This window comes from Cellulophaga algicola DSM 14237 (assembly GCF_000186265.1).
Classification (GTDB): domain Bacteria; phylum Bacteroidota; class Bacteroidia; order Flavobacteriales; family Flavobacteriaceae; genus Cellulophaga; species Cellulophaga algicola.
This window is the reverse complement of record NC_014934.1, coordinates 1,386,406-1,410,539: the sequence shown is the minus strand read 5'-3', so window position 1 is coordinate 1,410,539 and position 24,134 is coordinate 1,386,406. Positions and strand designations below refer to the sequence as shown.

Below are 24,134 nucleotides of genomic sequence, written 5' to 3'. Positions count from 1 at the left end.
TTATTATAAAGTTCTTAGATACTCTGCAATAGCTCTAGTATCTTCTTCAGATAGTTTACTGTCAAGCATTATAGCGTTGTTGTATTCTTTAAGCAATGCTTTTGCAATAGGGTCTTCTTTGATCATTTGCGTTGGGTTAATGATCATATTCATTACCCATGATGGATTTCTTCTTTCGTAAACACCAGATAAAGCAGGGCCTATTAAGCGTTGATTAGGCATATGACATGCAACACAAATTCCACCATATTTAGCTTCGCCTTTTGCAGCTAATTCAGTATCAATGTCTGCAGAGAATGAAATATTTTTAAAGGGACCTATGCCTTCATTATCCATGTCTACAGGAACTTCTGCGCTAGTAGCTTCTACTTTCTTTTCTGTTTTGGCACGGTTCATTTCGAAACCATCTTTTTTTTCTTCCTTTTTTTCGCCACAACTAGCTAAAAGTATTGATAATGCTAAAACGCCTACTATTTTTTTCATTTCTAAACAGAGTTAATTAAAGTACTAAGATAAGTATTCTAACTATTTATTAGAGTTCATTCAAGAAATTTAAACATCTTTTTTCAGTATAGGTGGTATTTTTTACGCCGTAAAAGCCCACATGGCCTCCAAAATTTGGGGTTTCTAAAAAAAGATTTTTATTTTCTTCTGCTTCGGTGTAAGGGTAGCATTCAGGTCCTAAGAAAGAATCGTTCTTGCTATTTATAATAAGTGTTGGAATTTTAATATTTGGTAAAAATGGCAGGCAACTAGATTTGGTGTAGTAATCTATAGCATCTGTAAAACCATGTGCTCTACTCGTATAAATATCATCTAAATCTTTTAATGTCTTAATGCTAGCAATATCTTTATCGGAAATTTCATTAGGGAAAAGTTCTTGCTTTACACGCAGCTTTTCTACCAAATGTTTTTTAAATCGTGCCGCATAGAGCCTATTTTTAGGTAGTAATAGTTGCTTTAAGGAGCTGTATAAATCACAGGGAACAGAAACAGCTACAGCCCCTTTAACGGCTTTAGGGATTTCGCGTTTTTCACCTAAATATTTTAAGGCTAAATTACCGCCAAGGCTAAAGCCTTTAATATAAATTTCATCATATGATTTGTTGGTTAAGATATGCTGAATTACCGCATCTAAATCTTCCGTAGCTCCAGAGTGGTACGACCTGAATAAAAGATTTGGCGCTCCGCTACAACTCCTTAAATTAATAGCGCAAGCATCATAACCATTCTGATTAAAAACTTTTGCACTACCCATAATATATGGGCGTTGTGCACTGCCCTCTAAGCCATGAAGTATGATCATAACTTTATTAGATTTCTGGGAAGCAAAGCTCCAGTCTAAATCTAGAAAATCAGTATCAAATAAGGTTATCCGTTCTCTTTCTTGCGCTACACCATCTACTTTTCTAAAAATGCCAGAATAAATCGTAGATAAATGGCCATTTTTAAATAAGATAGGAGGGTTGTACGTGGAGGCTACTAAGGGCATATTTTTTTATTTCGGATAAACTTCTAAAACTTTAATTTGTTCTTCAATGGCAGATTTAAATTCAGCTTTAAGTTTAGAAACTAATTCTGCTACAGGTTCTACATCATCAATCATGGCTACTCCTTGCCCTGCAGACCATATCGTTTTCCAAGCTTTAGCTTCAGTATCTAGTTCTTTACCAAAATCAATTTTCACATCTTTCTTTAAATCATCTTCAGTAATCCCAGCAGCTTTTAAACTTGCGCCTAAAAAGTTAGCATGTACCCCAGAAATAGATGCGGTATATACAACATCACTCGCTCCAGCATCAATAATCATTTTTCTATATTCATCGGTAGCTTTACTTTCTGTTGTATTAATAAAGCGGGTACCCATATAAGCCAAATCTGCTCCCATTTGTAGAGCAGAAGCAACATCTCTACCTGTACTTATACATCCGGAAAGTAAAATAGTTTTATGAAAAAATTTCTTTATCTCTGCAACTAAGGTCATTGGGTTAATAGTGCCTGCGTGTCCACCAGCACCAGCGGAAACAAGAATTAATCCGTCTACACCAGCTTCTGCTGCTTTTTCGGCATGTCTTTTTTTAATAATATCATGGAATACAATGCCGCCATAACTATGGATAGCATCTACAACCTGAGATACAGCTCCTAATGAAGTTATGATTAGCGGAACTTTGTGTTTTACACATAATTTAACATCTGCTTCTAATCTTGGATTGGTTGGGTGTACAATAAGATTTACTCCAAATGGAGCTGCTTTTTTTCCACTTTCTTTTTCAAAAGCGGCTAAAGCAGTCTTTATTTCTATGATCCATTCTTCAAAGCCTTCACTAGTTCTTTGGTTTAGTGCGGGGAATGTACCTACTACACCATTTTTACAACATTCAATGACTAATTGTGGTCCAGATATTAAAAACATAGGAGCTGCAACAATAGGAAGCGATAAATTTTTGATGAATGATGGTTTCTGATCCATAAGATTTAGTTTTTGATATTATAAAAATACCATAAATTTTTAGGTATATTTTTCCTTGATTTATCAAAACTATGGTATTTTTACGATTATTATGCATGCATAACAAAAAAACTTATAGGATGTATTTAAAAGATTTTGAAATTAGATGGAGTGATGTAGATGCGAATAGACATCTTGCAAACTCGGCATATTTAAACTTTATGAGTCATACACGTATGGCGTATTTGATGGGTTTAGGTTTTACGCACAAAACAATGGCGGCCCATGAAATTGGACCCGTAGTGTTTTATGAGCATATTTATTATTTTAAAGAAGCTTTTTTAGGGAAACCAGTAAGAGTGTCTATGGAAGTTGTGGGTATGAGTGAAGATGGGAAATTTTTTGAATTCCACCATAATTTCTATGATGATAAAGGGAGGAATTTTGCACATTGTGAAATGATGGGTGCTTGGATAGATTTGAAAACAAGAAGTTTAACAGCGCTATCTGAAGACTTTTTAGCAGCCTTTAATAAGGCAGAAAAGCCTGATAATTTTAGGGTTCTTACGAAAGAAGATACACGCAAATTTGTAAAAATCCCTAAAGACTTGGCTTAGCTTTTTTACTTACTAAATACACCCCTAAAAGCACCAATAACATTGCGGTTAGTTTGAGCATATTTAAGTGATCTTTGCCAGATGCAATAGCAAATATTACTCCAATTAATGGTTGTAAATATGCAAATGTACCAACTGTTGTTGCTTTTAGTTGTGTTAATGCAAATGCGTTAAATAAATACGTACAAAAGGTAGTTCCTAAAATAACAAAAGCAATTGCTCCAATAATATTAATAGGAAGAGATGCCCATTGTATTTCTAGAAAATCGGGTAGGGTTAGTGGTAAACTGATAATCGTGCCGATTAAAAACAACCATCTTAATACCCCAAAAGGGTGGTATTTGGTAATTAGTTTTTTAACTAGGATAAGGTATATTCCGTAAGAAAGAGAATTTATAATAAATAAGAAATTACCTAGAGGAATATTGGGTGCGTCGGTTCTATTTTCAGCTCCAAAAAGCACTAAAGTAAGTGCACCAATTAAGCCAATAAAAATTCCAACTCCCTTTTGCCAAGTTATTTTCTCTTTAATAAATAGGGCAGATAATACCACGACTATAATAGGCGTAACAGTTATAAGTACGGCGCTATTTATAGGCGTAGATAATTCTAAACCTTTGAAGAAAGAAAGCATGTTAATGCCCATTCCTGCAACAGCGCATATAAAGAACCGACCCCAATCACTTCGTTCAATTTTTTCATTAGGAATAAAAGGCGTCATACACCAAAACAGAACAGTAGCGCCAATTAGTCTTAAAAAAATAAAACCAAAAGGTTGCACATAGGTGGGCATAACCTCTTTTGCAATCGTATGGTTAATACCGTAGATAAAAGTAGCTCCGATTGCGGCTAATAATGCTAGTGTTCTTTTACTCAAGGGTGTATATCTTCAAATGCAGCAGCAACTACTTTTTTGCTATTTCCAACAAAAATTTTATAATCCACAATAATTACGGGACGTTTTAGAAAAGTATACTGTTCCAAGATTAGATTTTTATAATCGGTTTCAGTTAATGTTTTTTCATTTAACCCTCTTTCTCGGAATAAACGAGCTCTTTTACTGAACAGGGCTTCATAGCTCTGCGTTAAAGTATGCATTTCTTCAAGCTGTTCTGGCGTGATGGCTTCTGTTTTGATATCTTGAAAAATAAAGCCTTCTAAAGGTTGAAGTTCTTTTATAATTCTTTGACAAGTATCGCAGGTGCTTAAGTGGTATATTTTCTTCATCGCCTTCTAAACAATTAAATTGATGTTAATGTTACTACAAAGAAACCCATTTCTATAGAATTGTTCTATTTTTAAAACATAATTAAACAGAACATTTTGGAAAAGCTTTTTAATATCACACTTCAAAACAGAAAGATCTTATATAAATTTTTAAAAGATACTCCTAAAGAGCAGCTTCTGAAAATACCTGATGGTTTTAGGAATAATATCTGGTGGAATATAGCCCATGTGGTGGTTACTCAGCAAGTATTGGTCTATAAATTTAGTGGGTTGCCAATGCGTGTTTCTGATGAGCTTGTAGAAAAATTTAGAAAAGGAAGTGTTCCTGATGGAACTGCAACCGATGAGGAAATAGATGCCATTGAAGGTTTTCTTTTTTCTACCGTAGAATGGATGCAAGAAGATTATGATAATGGTGTTTTTACATCTTATGTGGAATATAAAACTAGTGTAAATATTACATTAAGTAAAGTAGAAGATGCTATTGCTTTTAATGTATACCACGAAGGTTTACATATGGGGTCAATATTAGCATTATTAAAAGTACAGCTGTAGCTCTATTCTTTTTTTAACTTAACGGTGATGTAATTTTTAATTTCATCATAAGGAAGTAATAATGTAATTGGACCATCTGCATAAGAAGCCACTTCATATTGGTTGTAGACTAATAACATGCCCTTTTTAGTGAAACCCATGTTGCTAGGAAGGTAGAAAATATCATTTTCAAACATAAATCCAGTACTGTTAATGTACCCGTTTTGAGGAATATCTTCTTGGATTTTGAATTTTATTTCAGCCAAGTGAATAAAACGTTCTTTGTCTTTTATAAGTTGCCAGTTTTCTAATTGGTCTCCTTTTTTCTTGTCGAAGTTTAAGAGTCTTGTAGCACTATATCCATGTGCTCCTCCTGTAAAAATGTAGGTTTCTAATTTTATAGTCAACACATCTTTATTTTCAAAAACAATGTCTCCTTTAATTGAAGCTTCCCAACTTAATGTTTCTTCAGGATACATTTTTTTTAAATCTAAATATCCCTCTTTAAAAGATAGGATGGCTTCTTCAATTGTAGCTACTTTAACTTCATCATCATATAATAATTCATTGATAACCTCTTTTTTTAGGCTTGCATTTATGTTCTTGGAAAAAGAAGTATCGTCTTTAAAATCAAAAATATCAATAAGAACTTCAGGGCAGTCAGTACAGTCTTCGCTTTTGTAGCTTAGAGGACTAATCGTTAGTTCATCTTTTTTTTTGCATCCCAAAACAAGTAAGGAAAAGATTAAAAGGGTTAACTTTAGTTTCATATTTATAAGAGTTTTTTCTAAATCAGTACTGTAAATGCTGCGGCAAAGATAACAGTACATTTGTAAGTACAATCATGTGTTATGAATGAAAATAAAATAAAATTTAATACCAAGGTAATTCACGGGGGTCAAGAGCCTGATAAAGCCTATGGGGCCGTAATGCCTCCTATTTATCAAACGTCTACCTATGCACAGGCTACACCAGGTGAGCATCAGGGTTTTGCATATTCTCGTAGTGCGAATCCAACAAGGTCTGCTCTTGAGAAATCATTGGCTAGCATTGAAAATGGAAATTACGGAATAGCATTCGGGAGTGGTTTAGCAGCCATTGATGCGGTGTTAAAATTACTAGGCCCCGGTGATGAAGTTATTTCTACGAATGATCTGTATGGTGGTAGTTATAGGTTGTTTAAGAAGATATTCGAAAAATACGGAATCGTATTTCATTTTATAGGAATGCAAAATCCAGAAGCAATTGAAGCATATATAAACGAAAATACAAAGCTGATTTGGGTAGAAACACCAACCAACCCAATGATGAATATTTTAGATATTAAAAAAATTGCCATATTGGCGAAAAAAAATAAAGTGCTATTAGCGGTAGACAATACATTTGCAAGCCCTTATTTACAACAACCGCTAGATTTAGGTGCAGATATTGTAATGCATTCTGCTACCAAATATTTAAGTGGTCATAGTGATGTAGTTCTTGGTGCATTGGTTGTAAAGGATAAAGAATTAGCAGATGAGCTTTATTTTATTCAGAATGCCAGCGGTGCCATTTGTGGTCCTATGGATAGTTTTTTGGTCCTTAGAGGAATAAAAACACTTCATGTTAGAATGCAGCGCCATTGTGAAAACGGAGAAGCAATAGCTCGTTTTTTGGCTAAGCACCCTAAAATTGAAAAAGTATATTGGCCGGGTTTCAAGGACAATCCTAATTATAGTATCGCTAAAGCACAAATGAAGGGATTTGGGGGGATGCTATCTTTTGTTCCTAAAGGAGGCGATATGAAAGATGCAATACATATTATTGAACAGCTTAAAATATTTACCATAGCAGAATCGTTAGGAGGAGTAGAGAGCTTAGTAGGGCACCCTGCAAGTATGACCCATGCAAGTATTCCTAAAGAGGACCGTGAAAAGGTGGGTGTTGTCGATGCGTTAATCCGATTAAGTGTTGGTATTGAGGATGTAAATGATCTAATTGCTGATTTAGAGCACGCTTTACGATAAATATTTATTAAATTTTTAAAAAAAAGGGCTTCTAATTATGATAATAGTATAATTTTGCCGTTATATTTTATATTCAATAATATTAACCTTTAACGAGTCGAAGTTAGCAACAGAATCTATTTAAAGATATGGACGAAAAAATTAAATTATTTATGGATGAGGTAAAGACTAGAAATGGTCATGAGCCAGAGTTCATTCAAGCAGTACAAGAAGTAGCGGAAACCGTAATTCCGTATATTGCAAATCAAAAAATTTACAACGGCAAGAACATTTTGCTACGTATGGTAGAACCAGAACGCCTAATTTCTTTTAGAGTTGCCTGGGTAGATGACAAAGGAGAAATTCATGTAAACAGAGGATATAGAATTCAGATGAATTCTGCAATAGGCCCTTATAAAGGTGGCCTGCGTTTTCATCCATCTGTAAATGCAAGTATCCTTAAATTCTTAGCTTTTGAGCAAGTATTTAAAAACAGCTTAACCACATTACCTATGGGTGGCGGTAAAGGAGGATCAGATTTTGATCCTAAAGGAAAATCTGATGACGAAGTGATGCGTTTTTGCCATGCCTTTATGTTGGAGTTAAACCGTCATATTGGGCCAAATACAGATGTACCTGCTGGAGATATTGGTGTTGGTGCAAGAGAGATTGGTTTCTTATTCGGAATGTATAAGAAGATTAGAAATGAATTTACCGGAGTATTAACAGGTAAAGGACGTTCTTGGGGTGGTTCATTAATCCGTCCTGAAGCAACAGGATATGGTACGGTGTACTTTGCACAAAGTATGTTGCAAACACAAGGAAAAGATTTTACTGGTAAGAACGTAGTAATTTCAGGTTCTGGTAACGTTGCGCAATATGCTGCAGAAAAAGCATTACAATTAGGAGCGAAAATACTAACCCTTTCAGATTCTCAAGGATATATCTATGATAAAGACGGTATTGATACAGAGAAGTTGGAATATGTAATGGATCTTAAGAACAACCAAAGAGGTCGTATTTCAGAATATGCAGCTAAATATGCTTCGGCAACTTTTCATGCAGGAAAAACACCATGGGAGGTGAGTTGTGATATAGCGCTTCCGTGTGCTACTCAAAATGAATTGAGTGGTGACGATGCAAAAATATTAATTAAAAATGGATGTATTTGCGTTGCAGAAGGTGCAAATATGCCTTCTACGCCAGAAGCGATTCATGAGTTCCATGAAGCTAAAATATTATTCGCACCAGGAAAAGCGTCTAACGCAGGTGGGGTAGCAACTTCAGGATTAGAAATGTCTCAGAATTCATTGCGTATCAGTTGGACAAGAGAAGAGGTAGATGGTCGTTTAAAAGATATTATGAGTGATATTCATGATTCTTGTATTGAATACGGGAAAGATGAAAACGGGTATTGCAACTATGTAAAAGGAGCCAACATTGCTGGTTTCGTTAAAGTTGCCGATGCTATGTTAGCACAAGGAGTTATTTAATCATAAAACCTTTATATAGTTAAAAAGCGAAGTTTCTGTGAGGAAGCTTCGCTTTTTTTATGTTATTTTTTATGGGAAATTTACTTGATACTAATTTCTTTTAAAATAACACGTTTTTCAGTGCCCTCTAAAACACCATCTGTACTTGAAATTTCTAAAGGATAGTAGTTGTCTAAAACTTCACTTAGATTAATCGTTGGGTGATATTTACAGCTAATCTGCTCAGTTACATATAATATTTGTTCAGAGGTTGGTTCTAAGAAATTTATATACTTAGCTTTAATTTCAGAAGAAATTTCGACTTCCAACATTTCAAGGTCTTTTAAAAAATTCTCGTTTTTAATTATAATTATTTTAAAACAATCAAAACCAAGTATATTTTTTCGTATGTCTCTATATTCATAAATTCGAATATTTTTATTGCTTTGTTTAATAGGCATCGAAAATTTATAACTGTTTAAGGTCATAACGGAATCTTCTAAAGTATAATGGCTTAATTTTCCATTGGATCTATTTATTACTTCTATTTCATTCAATGTTTCTAGAATTGAATTTTGTTCTTGATATTTAATTATTGAATCTTCAAAAACATAAATATGATTTATTGGCTCTCGAAAATTATTTCGGGGATCAAGAACTAAATCTATGTATGGAATGAAATTAGTTTCTAAACTTAGATTTATAGCACTAGAGTCTATTTCAAGACCTTTTTGTCTATGTAAATCAAATGTCATGTCTCTAAATAAATTTAGTATCACAGGTTTTTTTAATTGTAAAGAAGAATCTAATTTTTGTTCATTGACAACAACCAATTGTTCCGTAAAAATCATTTTTCCTTTTTTAGGAGTAATTGATTGGTTTTGCCCACTTGCAAACCATGTAAGGAAGTAAAGTGATACTAGTAAAAAATTTATTTTCATGATTATGGAGCCTAAAGCCAGATTACAAAATAATCTGGCAAATATAGAAGTGATTGAATATTTGTTGTTCTAAATATAGCGATTAGAACGTTATAATTACTTATTGAGTTCTTTGCTAAAACGTGCTATCCAACCATTTTCATGATAAATTTCTGATTTAAGCATTTCACTAATTTCAACTAAATTTATCTGTTCCCCATTTTCTTCATAAACAAGTTTAAATTGATCGTTTTCCTCAAAAATCTTTAGAAAATTGAATAATGCACCATGCATTCTTTCAAAGATAATATTGTCAAATTCTTTTTTCCCATCTTTGGACAAATTATTAAATAAATTTTTATAACCATCAGTATTTTGAAAAGTAGCTATTGGATTATTTATGATTTCATAACTTGGATCAAAAACATTGGTTATTAGAATTTCACCAAATTCATTTAAAATTTCTTTATTATTTTTCATATTTTTTTAATTTTTCCCAACCCATGGTATATGAGGTATCAATTTTACACCTTGTGTTTTTAAGTCCTGTAATGCTTTTATGACCCAACCTTCAGCAATATCTTTTGGAATGCCAGCCCTAACCATAGCTTCTATCTCAATTTCTGCCATTTTTTCCAAAGATAAACGTTCTCCTGTTCTTCCAAATTCTTTGTAAAGACTTATTTGATTTCCAGTTATCTTATCATGTACTATAGGTGCAATTTTATTTGGATTTGCACTTTTCCAGACTTCTTGCAATTTGCTAGCCGGGACACTAAATGCGTCTCTAAATTTATAAAATTTATCTAACTCGAAGGCGATTTTTGCTAGAGGATGATGACCAAGAACATTTCTATAAGTACCAGTGCCATCTAATGAATATTTGGCACTATTACTTAATGTGTTAATTATACCATCAACTTTGGAACTAGTTACGGAAATTATTTTTAAATAGTCAGCAACAGCTTTTATAGTAATGTTACCACCCGTTTTCGCAAGCAAATAAGCGCTACTACTTGAGCCTGGGGAAACAAGAGACATTACATCTAGTAAGCTAATACTTAAATCACCTAAAGTATCTAAAAAGTCTTGATTAGCCGGTTCTAATACCAATGTTAGCTTACGGCTTCTAATCCTAAACATTTCGTATAAAATGTTTGGGTTAATATCATCTGGAATAGAAATACCGGATTCTTTTAAAAGTCTAGCTGTTAATAGTCCTCTATTTTTTCTTCCTTCTTCAGTGTTATGATCATAAAGGCTTGTGGTTAGGTAAAGATTTAATAGTCCATCTGCAAAACCTATGAAGATGCTCGCTGTCAGATCAACAGGCGCATCAAAAACCATATCGTTACAATCAGGAGGGCATTGTCCATTTGTATAAGTTGCACCCTCGAATATAATATCAAATGCAGAATGGATATCGTCATTTAGAAATGATTCTGCTATTTTTTTTTCTTTCTCAGAGCCGTTTGTAAGTACTTCAACCGTAGCTTTAGCAAACTCTATAGCCTTTGTACTATTGTTATTATTGCTTACATAGGTATCAATACTTTTTGCAATTTGCCAATTTTCGGGAGTTAACAAAAATATAATTCCTTCCTGGCTCAGTGGGTCAGAAGATAGTGTAAATGTGTTTAGTTTATTAATAAGTAGATTAATTTGCGTGGGAATATTAATACCTACGCCACCTAAAGTGGGGCATTTTTCTTCAAAAACTATATTTCTAGATGAAAGGCCGTTGAAAGGGTTATTATCTTCAATAATGTTAAATGTTCTTTTAATTTTAAGTATCCCTTCATCATTAATGTAAAGATTAAAATCGTCACATCCTTCAGCAGGAGGAGTGGTTTGATTTAAATAAAAGTTTAGTTTGCCTAAATAATCTTTATCTTCAGAGGATAGTTTGTTTTGTTTTCTGCTTATTTCCATAGCTTCTCTGCCCAATGATAACATGCAATAATTTTTTCCTTTAAATTCTTCTATGCTATTTGAATAATCCTGAACTGTAGCATAGACTCCACCTACTATTTCCACCTCTATTTGGTAGCAGGCTTGGCCAACAATGAATCCGCCTCCAGAGCCTCCAAAATTTGTAGAACTATCTCCGCAAGAATTATCTCCACTATCACCAGAGTTAGGCCCAGCAGGATGATCAGTATCTGAATTGGGTCCGTTACATTCATAAGTGGTAGTTTGTATGGTAGGTGAGCATATTTCAAGAATAGCTGTATTTTTACTTCCACCTATTGGGCTAGAAGGTGAAGAAGGCTCTTCTCTCTCTTTGTTCTTAATTAGCGTAATTATTGGGTTGAAGGAGCCACTATTACCTGAATTTGATAAAGGTAGAACAGCACAAGGATCTTCTTCTTCTTCATGATATCTTGCTGTTTTGGGTGTAATTTTTAATGGCAAAACCGTAGCTTCCCATGATATATTATTTATGGACTTTCCTAGAAGAGAATTTAAGGTTAGGTTATTTTCGTACCGGACTAAAAAAGGAGTTTCGTATGTGCCATCTGTCCTCTTTTTAATTACAACGTTGTAAAAATAAGGAAGTTCAAAATCAATTTTACCATAGAGCATGCTATAAGATTTTGCTCCATTAGAGTCGGTGCGCTCCATGATGGGGTTCTGGTTCATCTCTAGGTTTATATCTTTTTTAGAATATCCAAATTTTGATAATTGATTTGTTAAGAGATTGGTTAGTTCTTTTTTTTCTGCATCATCAGCATATTGATAGTGGATGCTTTCAGGAATAAGGCTTTCTTCAGCGCTAGTAGTCTCCGTAATTGTGTTTTCCTCATATTTTTGACATGAGAAATTAAAAGCAATTAAAATGAGTGTAAATGTTTTAAGTAGAGTAAAATTGTTCCGCATTTAAGTTTTTTTTATTAAATATATGAATTATATTCTATAATTAGTCTATGCATGTAGTTCTCTTCACTTAAGTAGTGTTTTACTCTTGTGGTTACCTGAATATTCTAACCAACCAAAACCCTATCTTTGCAGTACTCTAAAAAGCAAGATGCAAGTCACCACCAAAGCCATAGTTTTATCCGCTTTAAAATATGGAGATACCAGTCTGATTGTGAAAATATTTACAGCATCAGACGGGCTAAAGTCGTATTTGCTTAAAGGGGTCTTTGCGTCTAAAAAAGGAAAATTAAAAACAGCTTATTTTCAGCCATTGATGCAATTAGAGTTAGTCGCGTATCATAAAAACAAAGGTACTTTGGAAACGGTTAGAGAAGCAAAGCCTAGTTATCATTACCAAAGTTTGCATACGGACATTACTAAAAACGCCTTAACTTTCTTCTTGGCAGAAATGCTGAGTAATAGTATTCAGGAAGAAGAGGATAATGCTAATTTATTTGAATTTTTAGAAGCATCCCTACAATGGTTAGATGCTAATGAAGAAATTTCAAATTTTCATCTTTATTTCTTAATACTTCTAACAAAGTATTTTGGTTTTTATCCAGATGCCACCGAAAGTAATGCCCCTTATTTTGATTTGTTAGAAGGAGCCTTCTCGTATTCAATATCACTAAATCCAATGTTGTTAGGTGAAAATTTATATTTCTTTAAACAGTTCTTAGGCATAAATTTTGATGCAATACACGCGGTAAAGATGAATAAAAAGAAGCGCCAAGAGCTCTTGAAATCAATAATTCTTTATTATGAATTACATTTGCACGGATTTAGAAAACCTAAATCGCTTGCTATTTTAAATGAAGTTTTTAGTTAGCATGTATAAAACTCTTGCAATTCTATTATTCCTTATTTCTGTGCCTTTACTTGGGCAGGAAATTACTATTTTAGATATGGAATCAAAAGAACCAATCGTAAATGTTGCCGTTTATAATACCGATAAATCAAAGACTAGTATTACAGATTTTGATGGAAAATGTGATTTGAGTCTCTTTGATAAAAACGAACGCATCTTTTTTAAGCATCTAGGCTATGCTTTTTTTAAAGCATCAAAAGCAGTCGTATTGAAAAAGGATAATACCTTATATCTTTTTCCAAAAGCTCAGGAACTCAATGAAGTAGTCATGTCTATTTCTAAATGGGAGCAACAAAAGAAAGATATTCCTCAGAAAATAGTGTCTATTGATGCAAAATCAATTGCTTTTTCTGCTCCACAAACTGCAGCAGATTTACTTCAAAATAGCGGAAAAGTATTTGTTCAAAAAAGCCAACTAGGTGGTGGTAGTCCTATGATTAGAGGTTTTTCGACCAATAGGTTATTGCTTTCTGTAGACGGTGTGCGTATGAATAATGCCATATTTAGAGGCGGAAACATTCAAAATGTAATCTCAATAGATCCTTTTTCTGTAAAAAATACGGAAGTTATTTTTGGTCCAGGATCTGTAATCTATGGTAGTGATGCTATTGGTGGGGTCATGAATTTTTTAACTAAAAAAGTAGAATTTTCTGAAACTGACGGAACTCTTTTTAAGGGAGTTTCAAATTACAGGTATGCTACTGCAAACACTGAAAACACGGCACATGTCGATTTTAATATAGGGAAAAAACAATGGGCTTTTTTAACAAGTGTTTCATACAGTGATTTTGGGGATTTAAAAATGGGGAAGTATGGAGAGGATTCCTATTTGAGAGAAAACTATGTACAGACTACTAATGGGAAAGATGTTTTACTAGCGAACACAGATAATAGGTTACAGGTGCCCACAGGATATAATCAAATTAACTTGCTTCAAAAAATAGCATTCAAACCCAACTCAAATTGGGATATAAATTGGAGTAATTACTATTCAGAAACCTCAGATTATTCGCGTTATGATCGTTTAATTAGGCCCAATAGTGCGGGAGACGGCTTACGTTCTGCAGAATGGTATTATGGTCCTCAAAAATGGTTGATGAGTAATTTGCAGTTCAACAAAAATGGAAAAGGCAAATTTTATGATGGCCTAAAGGTCACTACTGCTTACCAGCATTTTGAAGAAAGCAGGCACGATAGAGGTTTTCAAGATGCTATGCGCTATAGTACCGAAGAAAAAGTAGATGCCCTATCTACAAATATAGATTTTGAAAATAAACGCATCGGAGATTTGCGTTTGTATTACGGCGGGGAATATATTTTTAATAAAGTACATTCTTCTGGGACTCAGTTAGACATTAATACGAATGAAACTGCCGCTACAGCAAGTCGGTATCCTGATGGTTCTACTTGGCAAACTTTGGCAGGCTATGTAAGTGCGGAATATAAAGCAAAACCAAATTTGTCTTTACTCTCTGGTGTACGTTACAGCCATGTGTGGGTAGCTGCAGAATTTGAGGATACCTATTATAGTTTTCCGTTTGATAATGCAGATTTAAGTACAGGAGCACTTACGGGTAGTTTGGGTTTGAGTTGGTTTCCAAAGGCAGATTTGCAAATAACAGCAAATACGTCTACAGGTTTTAGAGCACCTAATATTGACGATGTGGGTAAGATATTTGATTCTGAACCCGGGTCTGTTGTAGTTCCAAATCCAGATTTAGAACCAGAGTATGCTTATAATATGGAGCTAGGTATTCAGAAAAATATTAAAGACAAAGTGATGTTGAAAGGAGCCACTTTTTATACGTATATGGTGGATGCTTTAGTGCGTAGAGATTTTGAGTTTAATGGCATGACTGAAATGGAATATAATGGTGAGTTAAGCAATGTACAGGCTATACAGAATGCGGCAAAGGCTTATGTATATGGTTTTGAATTTGGTGTAGATGTAACGTTTTCAGAACGCATGTCTCTAGCTTCTAATCTTACCTTAACCAAAGGAATAGAGGAAGAGGATGATGGTACGGACTCTCCTGGAAGGCATGTAGCGCCAACATTTGGAGATGTTCATTGCATTTGGAAAAATCAGAAATTAAAAACAGATTTGTTTTTAAACTTTAATGGAGAAGTGGCTTTTGATGATTTAGCGGTTTCAGAACGTAGTAAAGAATATATATATGCGGCAGATTCAAATGGTAATCCATACGCGCCATCTTGGTATACTTTAAATTTTAGATCGCAGTATGCGCTTTCAAACACTTTAAAAACTACAATTAACTTAGAGAATATTACAAATCAAAGGTATCGCAGCTATTCTTCTGGGATTGTAGCTCCTGGAATAAATCTTGTTTTAGCATTAGAGTATACCTTTTAAACGAAAAAATCCCAGGCAGATATTTTGCCAGGGATTTTCTAATTTATAATAATACAAGCTTATTGCTTAATTTTAGCAGCAGCTTCTTCGGCACTTGTCTTAACTTCAGTACCTGCAGCTTTTGCACCGTCAACCGCTTTAGCACCTAGTTCTTTGGCACCATCTACAGTTTTAGTTCCTAGCTCTTTAGCATCTTTTGCTGCTTTTGTTCCAGCGTCCTTAACTTCAGTACCAGCTTCTTTAATTTTAGTAGCAGCATCTTCTCCTAATTCTTTAGTCTCCTCAAGAGCTTTATTTCCAGCATCTTTCATATCTGTGCCCATTTCCTTAGCTTTATCGGCAGCGTCTTCACCCATGTCTTTTAATTCTTCACCAGCGTTGTCGATAGCTTCTTCAGTAGCTTCTGTTGCCTCTTTTGTTTTGTCTTCAGTCTCTCTGCAAGAAATAAAACTAGTACTTAATGCAAGCATCATTACGGCACTTAAAATAACTTTTTTCATGTTTTAAATTTTTGTATTTATAATAGTTAATGACTAGCAAGATAACCATAATTATTATGCTTTGCTTTTTGCGGTAGATTACCAAAATGTTGTCTTTTGAATTATTCCTGCATATCATTTTAAAGGAACACCTATTTATTCAATCTAAATTTATAATTTTGCAGGCTTAAAATGTAGTACCAGAAGTAGTTATTATGAAGTTTTCAGAATACAAAGGATTAGATTTACCAGGGGTTGCAGAAGAGATTTTGAAATACTGGAAAGAGAACGATATTTTTGAAAAAAGTATTGCTTCTCGCGAGGGCAAAGAGAGCTATGTGTTTTTTGAAGGGCCACCTTCTGCAAACGGTATGCCTGGTATTCATCATGTAATGGCGAGAACCATAAAAGATATTTTTCCTCGGTACAAAACCATGAAAGGTTTTCAAGTAAAACGTAAAGCTGGGTGGGATACTCATGGTTTACCAATAGAACTTGGTGTAGAGAAAGAGTTAGGAATTACTAAAGAAGATATTGGAAAAAAAATATCTGTAGAAGAATACAATGCTGCGTGTAAAAAAGCAGTAATGCGCTATACAGATGTTTGGAATAAAATGACGGAACAGGTTGGATATTGGGTAGATATGGAAGATCCATATATTACGTATAAGTCCAAGTACATGGAAACTGTTTGGTGGTTACTAAAAGAAATTTACAATAAAGGTCTTATCTATAAAGGCTACACGATACAGCCGTATTCTCCAAAAGCAGGTACAGGGTTAAGTTCGCATGAATTAAACCAGCCTGGCACCTACCAAGATGTTACAGACACTACGGTTACGGCTCAGTTTAAGGCGGTTAGCGAAACGTTACCTGCGTTTTTTAAGGATATTGAAGGAGATATTCATTTTATAGCCTGGACAACTACGCCTTGGACCTTACCGTCAAACACCGCATTAACTGTTGGTCCCAAGATTGAATATGTAGTAGTAAAAACATTTAATCAATATACGTTTGATCCTATTACCGTAGTTTTAGCTAAGCCATTGTTAGGGAAGCAATTTGCTGGTAAATTTAAAGCTGTAGAAACAGAAGAAGCATTAGCTAATTATAAAGAAGGCGATAAGAAAATACCATATTTAGTTTTAGATGCTACTATTCTAGGTAAAGACTTAGTTGGTGTAAAATATGAGCAACTTATACCTTATGTATTGCCCTATCAAAATGCAGAAAATGCATTTAGAATTATTGCAGGGGATTTTGTGACGACAGAAGATGGTACAGGTATCGTACATACAGCACCTACTTTTGGAGCAGATGATGCTATGGTTGCAAAACAAGCGGTACCAGAAATTCCGCCATTGTTAGTATTAGACGAAAATAACAACCCTGTGCCTTTAGTAGATTTACAAGGTAAATTTCGTCCAGAATTAAAAGAGTTTGGTGGTAAGTATGTTAAGAACGAATATTATGAAGATGGTGAAGCACCTGAACGTTCTGTAGATGTTGAGCTTGCTATTAAATTAAAAGAAGAGAATAAAGCATTTAAGGTAGAAAAGTATGTGCACAGTTATCCTAACTGTTGGCGTACAGATAAGCCTATTTTATATTATCCATTAGATTCTTGGTTTATAAAAGTTACCGAGGTTAAAGAGAGAATGTTTGAGTTAAACCAAACCATTAATTGGAAACCTAAAGCTACAGGAGAAGGTAGGTTCGGGAATTGGTTGGCAAATGCAAACGATTGGAATTTATCACGTTCTCGTTATTGGGGTATTCCATTACCAATCTGGAGAACAGAAGATGGTAAGGAAGAAATCATGATTGGTTCTGTTGCAGAACTGAAAGGAGAAATGCAAAAAGCATTAGACGCTGGGGTTCTTGAAAAAGATATTTTTGATGGTTTTGAAGTCGGTAATATGACTGGTGAAAATTATGATAAAATAGATTTACATAAGAATATAGTAGATCAGATTACTTTAGTTTCTGCGTCAGGAAAACCTATGAAACGCGAAAGCGATTTGATAGATGTTTGGTTTGATTCTGGTTCTATGCCGTATGCGCAATGGCATTATCCTTTTGAAAATAAGGATTTAATTGATGATAATAAAACCTTTCCTGCAGATTTTATTGCAGAAGGAGTAGATCAAACACGTGGTTGGTTTTATACTTTACATGCAATTGCTACAATGGTTTTTGATTCCGTTGCGTATAAGAATGTAGTATCAAACGGATTAGTGTTAGATAAAGAAGGGAAGAAAATGTCTAAGCGTTTAGGTAACGCAGCAGATCCTTTTGAGACCATGAATGAACATGGTGCAGATGCAACGCGTTGGTACATGATATCTAATGCAAACCCTTGGGATAATTTAAAATTTGATATTGAAGGTATTGCTGAAGTAAAACGTAAATTTTTTGGAACATTATACAACACGTATTCTTTCTTTGCTTTGTATACAAATATTGATAATTTTCAATATAAAGAGAAGGAAATTCCTTTAAATGAAAGACCAGAGATAGACCAATGGGTGTTGTCTGAGCTACATACATTGATAAAAACGGTAGATGAGGCGTATGCAGATTATGAACCAACACGTGCAACACGTGCCATATCAGAATATGTACAGGAGAATTTAAGTAACTGGTATGTGCGTTTATGCAGAAGACGTTTCTGGAAAGGCGAATACGAGAAAGATAAGATTTCTGCTTATCAAACATTATATACTTGTTTAGAGACAGTAGCTAAATTATCTGCTCCGGTAGCGCCATTTTTTATGGATAGACTTTACAAGGATTTAACGAATACAACACACAAAGAAAATTTTGAAAGTGTACATTTGGCCGACTTCCCAGTTTATGATGAAAATATCGTAAATAAAGAATTGGAGAGTAAAATGGCAAAGGCGCAGACAATATCATCTTTAGTACTTTCTATTCGTCAGAAAGAAAAGATAAAAGTGAGACAGCCATTACAGAAAATTATGATTCCTGTATTAGACGAAAAACAGAGAAATGAAATCTTGGCGGTATCAGATTTAATTAAATCTGAAGTAAATGTAAAGGAAATTGAGCTCTTAGATGATGCTTCTGGAATATTAGTGAAACAAATAAAGCCAAATTTTAAAGTTTTAGGTCCAAAATTTGGCAAAGATATGAAGCTGGTTGCCAGTGAAGTAGCTAAATTTACGCAAGAGGATATTCAAAAAATTGAGCAACAGGGCGAAATTTCAATTGAAATTAATAATAAAAGTAGTATTTTACAGCTGCAAGACGTGGAGATTTCTTCACAAGATATTGAAGGTTGGTTAGTAGCAACTTCAGGGCCTATAACGGTTGCACTTGATGTTACTATTGATGATGACTTAAGAAAAGAAGGTATTGCTAGAGAATTGGTAAATAGAATTCAGAATTTAAGAAAAGATTCTGGTTTTGAAGTAACTGATAAAATAGAAGTAAAAATTTTAAAAAACGATTTGGTAGAAGAAGCTGTAAAATGTAATTTAGATTATATTAAAACAGAAACATTAACTGCTGAGCTAAGTTTTGAAGAAGAATTAAAAAACGGTATAGATATTGCCTTTGATGAGGTAAACACCAAATTGTTTATCCAAAAACACTAAAAACTATGGTTGAAGATTTAAAAGTTAGATACTCTGATAAAGACTTAGCAGAATTTAAAGTACTTATATCGGAAAAAATTGAAAAAGCGAAAAGCCATTTAGAGCTTTTGAAAAGTTCATATATGAATGATGGCGATAATGGTACGGATGATACTTCGCCTACATTTAAAGCTTTTGAAGAGGGTTCTGCTACGATGAGTAAAGAAGCTAATACCCAATTAGCAATTCGTCAGGAGAAGTTTATTCGCGATTTAAAAAATGCTATGCTTCGTATTGAGAATAAGACATATGGTGTTTGTAGAGTTACTGGTAAATTAATTAATAAAGAGCGGTTAAAATTAGTTCCGCATGCTACCTTAAGTATCGAGGCTAAGAACATGCAGTAATTTTTTCTTCAATCAAAATATAAAACCTGTGTCTAGTGTTGCTTTAAGAGTACATTGACATAGGTTTTTTTTGTTTATATGAAATTTAAAATGAAAGTACTTTGTTGTATTTTTTTGTTAATAGCGCTGCAGCAATCTAATGCTCAAAAGATAGTTCAAAAAACTATCTTTAATACTGCAGATACGGCTATAGAAATAGATGCTAGCAAGTGTTATGCTGTGTTTGTTAAAACTACAAAAACAAATAAGGTAATAGTTGAAGCAAAAATGGCAGGGGAATATAGCGATAAGCTTATTCTAAATATGCACGAAGAAGGCACTACTCTTTTGATTGATACGGGATTTAATTTAAATTTTGAAGCGCCTAATGATAAGTTAAGCGCTCATAAAGTAGTTTCCATTTCATTACACATTAGCTTACCAGAACATTTAAAAGTAAGATTGTTTGGGGGGTCTAGCAATGTAAATATTTCAGGATTCTATAGCAATTTGGAGGTCTCCTTGAATGACGGAAATTGTGTTCTTAACAATACGGGTTTAGATACGTCTGTGAAAACGCAAAGTGGTACCATAACATTGTATGCAAAAGCAGGGAAGGTACGTGCAGCTACCAAATATGGAAAGCTAGAATCCGAAGATATTCCTCTTGGGAATAAGGTATATGATTTGAAATCTGTCACAGGAAATATACATCTCAAGAAAATCAATTAATATAACTATTTTTGCAGCACGTTTATAAAGTAAGCATGAGTTTAAAGAAATCAATAGTACTAGTTTTAATTATCTTAGTTGTAGATCAAATAAGTAAAATATATGTGAAAACACATTTCACCTATAATGAAACCCTTGAGGTTTTTAGTTGGTTTAAATTTGTGTTTATAGAGAACTCAGGTGCTGCTTGGGGAACCAAGATCAGTGATTTTTTACCTATTTCAGAAGAAACTGGGAAGTTAATCTTAACTGTTTTTAGATTATTTGCTGTAGTAGGTATTGGATACTGGTTGTATGATACTGTGAGGAAAAATTTATCGAATACTTTAGCCATTGCCGTTTCTTTAATTTTTGCAGGAGCTTTAGGAAATATTATAGATTCTGTTTTTTATGGGATGATTTTTAGTGAAAGTGTTTATGGCGGAGAGCTTGCCACAGCTTTTTCTGGTAATCCTTATGGGAGTGTTTTTCATGGTAAAGTAGTAGATATGCTTCATTTTCCATTTATAGAGAATGCGGTATGGCCAGAATGGGTTCCTTATTTTGGAGGTAATACCTTTAGTTTCTTTGAGCCTGTATTTAATATTGCAGATATGGCAATTAGTACAGGAGTGGGCATCTTGCTTGTTTTTAATAAAAAGGCATTTTCTAAAACGGAAGAAGAAGAGAATGTTGAAGTTTTAGAGGCTTAAAATTTAAACCTTTAAAACTGATAGGTTTTAGCGGGTGTTACGCAATAGTCCAATGAAATATCGGTGGGTAGAATATCGGTAATATTTTCAGAGACATCAAAAAAGGAAAGTCCAATTTTTATACAGTCTGGCTTGCATTCAGCTAAAAATTTATCATAATACCCTTTTCCGTAGCCTACTCTATTTCCTAGGGTGTCAAAAGCGAGTAAAGGCACAAATACCACGTCTATTGTAGCTGTGGCAATTTCTATGCCGCCTACAGGTTCAGGCACATTCCATTTATTTTTCTTCAGAAAGGTATTATCGGTGAGTAGAAAATGTTGAAGTGAATTTGAAGCTGTCATTTTAGATAAAATGACATTTTTATCTTTCCCTTGTAAAATAGAAAGTATAAAACTAGTATCTATCTCTTTCTTTTCTGAGATCGATAGGTATAAGTGAAAATTATTTTTAGTCCAAATGGGAAGTTGAAGTAGCTTGTTTGCAATAGAAATACTGTCCTCTATGATTTCTTCAGGAGATAGTTTCTCGCGTTTAGCAGTGTACAATAACCTAAGATTTTTTTTATCCATGTAAAATCTTAATTAGTACGCAATAATTTATTTTAATTCGACACCTATTCTTTGGCTGAAACAGCTACATATATTTTGAAAAAAAGCATCAAAATTAAATATGTTCCTAAGGTTATAATGTAATTGTCCATACCAATATTAATTTTCTATATCCTAAATGTAAATAAAAAAACAATAGAATTCTTCTAAGTGCACCAATAAATCGATGAAATGCACTTTTTTTGTGAAAATTTATGATTTTGTAGGAATTGTAGGAAAATTTTACTTCTTAAAAATAGTATATAAATTAGTGATAATCAAATTTTTAATGCAATTTATAAGAAATGTATCCAATAGGATTTTCGCCTTTTATTTTTAGATTGTCATTTTACAGTTTCTTAATTTAAGAAATACATCTCTTAGCATAATTTCTAATGTTCCGTATTTCAAGTTAAAATCTTTTAAAAACTATAGCTTTTGCTAAAAACAAAGTAATTTTACCTTCTTAATAGGTAGATCAAATTTTCAGATTAATTTAATGCAAGAACCTTCTTTAGAATTACAGCTAAGTACACTGCCTAATAATCCAGGGGTATATCAGTTTTATGATGCTGAAGATAAAATTTTATATGTTGGAAAGGCAAAAAATTTAAAGAAAAGAGTAAGCTCCTATTTTACTAAAAACCATGAAATTGGTAAGACAAGGGTTTTAGTAAAAAAGATTAGAAGTATTAAGCATATTGTAGTTCCTACAGAATCTGATGCACTTCTTTTAGAGAACAATTTAATCAAGAAATATCAGCCTCGATATAATGTACTATTAAAGGATGATAAATCATATCCTTGGATTTGTATAAAAAATGAACGTTTCCCCAGGATTTTCCCAACCAGAAGACATATAAAGGACGGATCGGAATATTTTGGACCATACACAAGTATGAAAACGGTTAAGACGCTTTTAGATTTAATCAAAAGTGTGTACCCTTTACGAACGTGTAATTATGACTTGTCAAAAGAAAAAATAGAATCGGGTAAGTATAAAGTTTGCCTAGAATACCATCTTAAAAACTGCAAAGGACCTTGTGAGGATTATCAAGATGTTGAAGAGTACCATAGGCAGATACAGGAGATACGGGAAATTTTGAAAGGTAACTTTAAGTCATCACTTCAGTATTTTAAAAACCAAATGAAGATTTTTGCAGAAGAAATGCGGTTTGAAGAAGCGCAAGATATAAAGGAGAAAGTAGCTGTTCTTGAAAATTACCAAGTAAGAACAACGATTGTTAATCCAAAAATTAATAATGTAGATGTTTTTTCAATAATATCAGATGAATCTTTTGCGTACGTTAATTATTTACAGCTATCACATGGGTCTATAATAAGGTCTCATACGTTAGAAATCAAGAAAAAACTAGATGAATTAGATGTTGATTTGTTAGCAATGGCTATAGTAGAAATTAGGCAAAGATTTAAATCCTTGACCAAAGAAATATACGTGCCTTTTCTTGTTGCGGTAGAACAAGATGTGAAAATTACGATTCCTAAACTAGGAGATAAAAAAAGAATATTAGAGCTATCAGAGCGTAATGCAAAACTTCAAAGACAGGAGCGGTTCAATCAGATTAAAATTATGGATCCAGATCGTCATACCAATAGGTTAATGGCGCAAATGAAAAAAGACCTTAGATTGTCTGGTGAGCCTAGGCATATAGAGTGTTTTGATAACTCTAATATTCAAGGTACAAACCCGGTAGCTGCTTGTGTGGTTTTTAAAGATGGGAAACCATCTAAGAAAGAGTATCGCCATTACAATATTAAAACGGTAGATGGTCCGGATGATTTTGCTTCTATGGAAGAAGTTGTTTTTAGACGTTATAAAAGGCTTTTAGAGGAAGGTGATCCATTGCCGCAGCTTATTGTTATTGATGGAGGGAAGGGTCAGTTGTCATCTGCTTTAAAAAGTTTAGATCTATTAGGGTTAAGAGGTAAAATAGCAATCATCGGAATTGCGAAACGTTTAGAAGAAATTTATTTCCCAGGAGATTCAATTCCCTTATATTTAGATAAAAAGTCAGAAAGTCTCAAAGTTATTCAGTTTTTGAGAAATGAAGCACACCGCTTCGGGATAACTTTTCATCGCAATAAAAGAAGCGCTGGAGCTATTTCTTCAGAGTTAGAAACAATTGAAGGTATCGGTGGTAAAACAATAGAAGATCTGCTTAAAAAGTTTAAATCTGTAAAAAGAATTAAAGAAGCTTCTTTGGAGCATTTGGCAGAAACAATAGGCATGGCTAGGGCTAAAAAAATATACGAAAATTTTCACTAAA

The 24,134-nt window shown here is 33.6% G+C and carries 22 protein-coding genes; 11 read left to right on the top strand and 11 right to left on the bottom strand.

Features of this window, described 5'->3' with window-relative positions; all coding sequences use genetic code 11:
* Positions 1 to 3 precede the first annotated feature (3 nt).
* Genes CELAL_RS06040 through CELAL_RS06030 form a run of 3 tightly spaced genes read right to left on the bottom strand, consistent with a single transcriptional unit; the run spans position 4 to position 2,473 of the window.
* Positions 4 to 483 (bottom strand): c-type cytochrome, encoded by a 480-nt coding sequence (locus CELAL_RS06040; protein WP_013550015.1) that lies wholly within the window; start codon positions 481 to 483, stop codon positions 4 to 6.
* Positions 484 to 532: 49 nt separating this feature from the next.
* Positions 533 to 1,492, bottom strand: coding sequence for a YheT family hydrolase (locus tag CELAL_RS06035; protein ID WP_013550014.1), 960 nt, complete (start codon positions 1,490 to 1,492; stop codon positions 533 to 535).
* Positions 1,493 to 1,498: 6 nt separating this feature from the next.
* Entirely contained in the window at positions 1,499 to 2,473 is a 975-nt protein-coding gene (locus CELAL_RS06030; protein ID WP_013550013.1) for an NAD(P)H-dependent flavin oxidoreductase, read from the bottom strand.
* A gap of 119 nt (positions 2,474 to 2,592) precedes the next feature.
* On the opposite strand from CELAL_RS06030, the gene CELAL_RS06025 reads away from it, so the two are divergent.
* Entirely contained in the window at positions 2,593 to 3,069 is a 477-nt protein-coding gene (locus tag CELAL_RS06025; protein WP_013550012.1) for an acyl-CoA thioesterase, read from the top strand.
* On the opposite strand, the gene CELAL_RS06020 is transcribed toward CELAL_RS06025, so the two are convergent.
* Both CELAL_RS06020 and CELAL_RS06015 read right to left on the bottom strand, forming a co-directional pair.
* Positions 3,053 to 3,946, bottom strand: coding sequence for a DMT family transporter (locus CELAL_RS06020; protein WP_013550011.1), 894 nt, complete (start codon positions 3,944 to 3,946; stop codon positions 3,053 to 3,055). The genes CELAL_RS06025 and CELAL_RS06020 overlap by 17 nt on opposite strands.
* A complete protein-coding gene (locus CELAL_RS06015; RefSeq protein ID WP_013550010.1) occupies positions 3,943 to 4,296 on the bottom strand; it encodes an arsenate reductase family protein in 354 nt (117 codons plus the stop codon). The genes CELAL_RS06020 and CELAL_RS06015 overlap by 4 nt, the downstream gene beginning before the upstream one ends.
* A gap of 96 nt (positions 4,297 to 4,392) precedes the next feature.
* Here CELAL_RS06015 and CELAL_RS06010 point away from each other — a divergent pair, with 96 nt between their 5' ends.
* On the top strand, positions 4,393 to 4,851 hold the full coding sequence (locus CELAL_RS06010; protein ID WP_013550009.1) for a DinB family protein: 459 nt from the start codon (positions 4,393 to 4,395) through the stop codon (positions 4,849 to 4,851).
* 2 nt (positions 4,852 to 4,853) lie between these two features.
* Here CELAL_RS06010 and CELAL_RS06005 read toward each other — a convergent pair whose 3' ends face one another.
* Positions 4,854 to 5,600, bottom strand: a complete 747-nt coding sequence (locus CELAL_RS06005; protein ID WP_013550008.1) for a DUF3298 and DUF4163 domain-containing protein — start codon at positions 5,598 to 5,600, stop codon at positions 4,854 to 4,856.
* An 81-nt stretch (positions 5,601 to 5,681) separates the two neighbouring features.
* Here CELAL_RS06005 and CELAL_RS06000 point away from each other — a divergent pair, with 81 nt between their 5' ends.
* Both CELAL_RS06000 and gdhA read left to right on the top strand, forming a co-directional pair.
* Positions 5,682 to 6,836, top strand: a complete 1,155-nt coding sequence (locus CELAL_RS06000; protein ID WP_013550007.1) for a cystathionine gamma-synthase — start codon at positions 5,682 to 5,684, stop codon at positions 6,834 to 6,836.
* Positions 6,837 to 6,964: 128 nt separating this feature from the next.
* Positions 6,965 to 8,308 carry an NADP-specific glutamate dehydrogenase gene (gene gdhA, locus CELAL_RS05995; protein ID WP_013550006.1) on the top strand — a complete coding sequence of 448 codons (1,344 nt, stop codon included), beginning with the start codon at positions 6,965 to 6,967 and terminating at the stop codon, positions 8,306 to 8,308.
* An 80-nt stretch (positions 8,309 to 8,388) separates the two neighbouring features.
* Here gdhA and CELAL_RS05990 read toward each other — a convergent pair whose 3' ends face one another.
* From CELAL_RS05990 to CELAL_RS05980, 3 genes are all read right to left on the bottom strand, one after another.
* On the bottom strand, positions 8,389 to 9,228 hold the full coding sequence (locus tag CELAL_RS05990; protein WP_041557578.1) for a hypothetical protein: 840 nt from the start codon (positions 9,226 to 9,228) through the stop codon (positions 8,389 to 8,391).
* A 96-nt stretch (positions 9,229 to 9,324) separates the two neighbouring features.
* Positions 9,325 to 9,687 (bottom strand): hypothetical protein, encoded by a 363-nt coding sequence (locus tag CELAL_RS05985; protein WP_013550004.1) that lies wholly within the window; start codon positions 9,685 to 9,687, stop codon positions 9,325 to 9,327.
* Between the two features lie 6 nt (positions 9,688 to 9,693).
* Complete coding sequence (locus CELAL_RS05980; RefSeq protein WP_013550003.1) at positions 9,694 to 12,087, bottom strand: hypothetical protein; 2,394 nt, start codon at positions 12,085 to 12,087, stop codon at positions 9,694 to 9,696.
* A 148-nt stretch (positions 12,088 to 12,235) separates the two neighbouring features.
* Between CELAL_RS05980 and recO the strand changes: the two genes are divergently transcribed.
* Together recO and CELAL_RS05970 are read left to right on the top strand one after the other, a co-directional pair.
* Positions 12,236 to 12,955: a DNA repair protein RecO gene (recO, locus tag CELAL_RS05975; RefSeq protein WP_013550002.1), complete on the top strand. Its 720-nt coding sequence runs from the start codon at positions 12,236 to 12,238 to the stop codon at positions 12,953 to 12,955.
* Positions 12,939 to 15,368 carry a TonB-dependent receptor gene (locus CELAL_RS05970; protein WP_013550001.1) on the top strand — a complete coding sequence of 810 codons (2,430 nt, stop codon included), beginning with the start codon at positions 12,939 to 12,941 and terminating at the stop codon, positions 15,366 to 15,368. The genes recO and CELAL_RS05970 overlap by 17 nt, the downstream gene beginning before the upstream one ends.
* A gap of 59 nt (positions 15,369 to 15,427) precedes the next feature.
* Here the strand turns inward: CELAL_RS05970 and CELAL_RS05965 are convergent, their stop codons facing one another.
* On the bottom strand, positions 15,428 to 15,868 hold the full coding sequence (locus CELAL_RS05965) for a hypothetical protein (RefSeq protein ID WP_013550000.1): 441 nt from the start codon (positions 15,866 to 15,868) through the stop codon (positions 15,428 to 15,430).
* Between the two features lie 194 nt (positions 15,869 to 16,062).
* On the opposite strand from CELAL_RS05965, the gene ileS reads away from it, so the two are divergent.
* The 4 genes from ileS to CELAL_RS05945 all read left to right on the top strand — a co-directional run bounded on the left by ileS (position 16,063) and on the right by CELAL_RS05945 (position 21,256).
* Positions 16,063 to 19,467, top strand: a complete 3,405-nt coding sequence (ileS, locus tag CELAL_RS05960) for an isoleucine--tRNA ligase (protein WP_013549999.1) — start codon at positions 16,063 to 16,065, stop codon at positions 19,465 to 19,467.
* A gap of 5 nt (positions 19,468 to 19,472) precedes the next feature.
* Positions 19,473 to 19,853, top strand: coding sequence for a TraR/DksA family transcriptional regulator (locus tag CELAL_RS05955; RefSeq protein WP_013549998.1), 381 nt, complete (start codon positions 19,473 to 19,475; stop codon positions 19,851 to 19,853).
* 90 nt (positions 19,854 to 19,943) lie between these two features.
* Positions 19,944 to 20,564, top strand: a complete 621-nt coding sequence (locus CELAL_RS05950; protein WP_013549997.1) for a hypothetical protein — start codon at positions 19,944 to 19,946, stop codon at positions 20,562 to 20,564.
* Between the two features lie 35 nt (positions 20,565 to 20,599).
* Complete coding sequence (locus CELAL_RS05945) at positions 20,600 to 21,256, top strand: lipoprotein signal peptidase (protein WP_013549996.1); 657 nt, start codon at positions 20,600 to 20,602, stop codon at positions 21,254 to 21,256.
* An 11-nt stretch (positions 21,257 to 21,267) separates the two neighbouring features.
* Here CELAL_RS05945 and CELAL_RS05940 read toward each other — a convergent pair whose 3' ends face one another.
* Entirely contained in the window at positions 21,268 to 21,828 is a 561-nt protein-coding gene (locus CELAL_RS05940; protein WP_013549995.1) for a 5-formyltetrahydrofolate cyclo-ligase, read from the bottom strand.
* 517 nt (positions 21,829 to 22,345) lie between these two features.
* Between CELAL_RS05940 and uvrC the strand changes: the two genes are divergently transcribed.
* Positions 22,346 to 24,133, top strand: a complete 1,788-nt coding sequence (gene uvrC, locus CELAL_RS05935) for an excinuclease ABC subunit UvrC (RefSeq protein ID WP_013549994.1) — start codon at positions 22,346 to 22,348, stop codon at positions 24,131 to 24,133.
* Position 24,134: the final 1 nt, after the last annotated feature.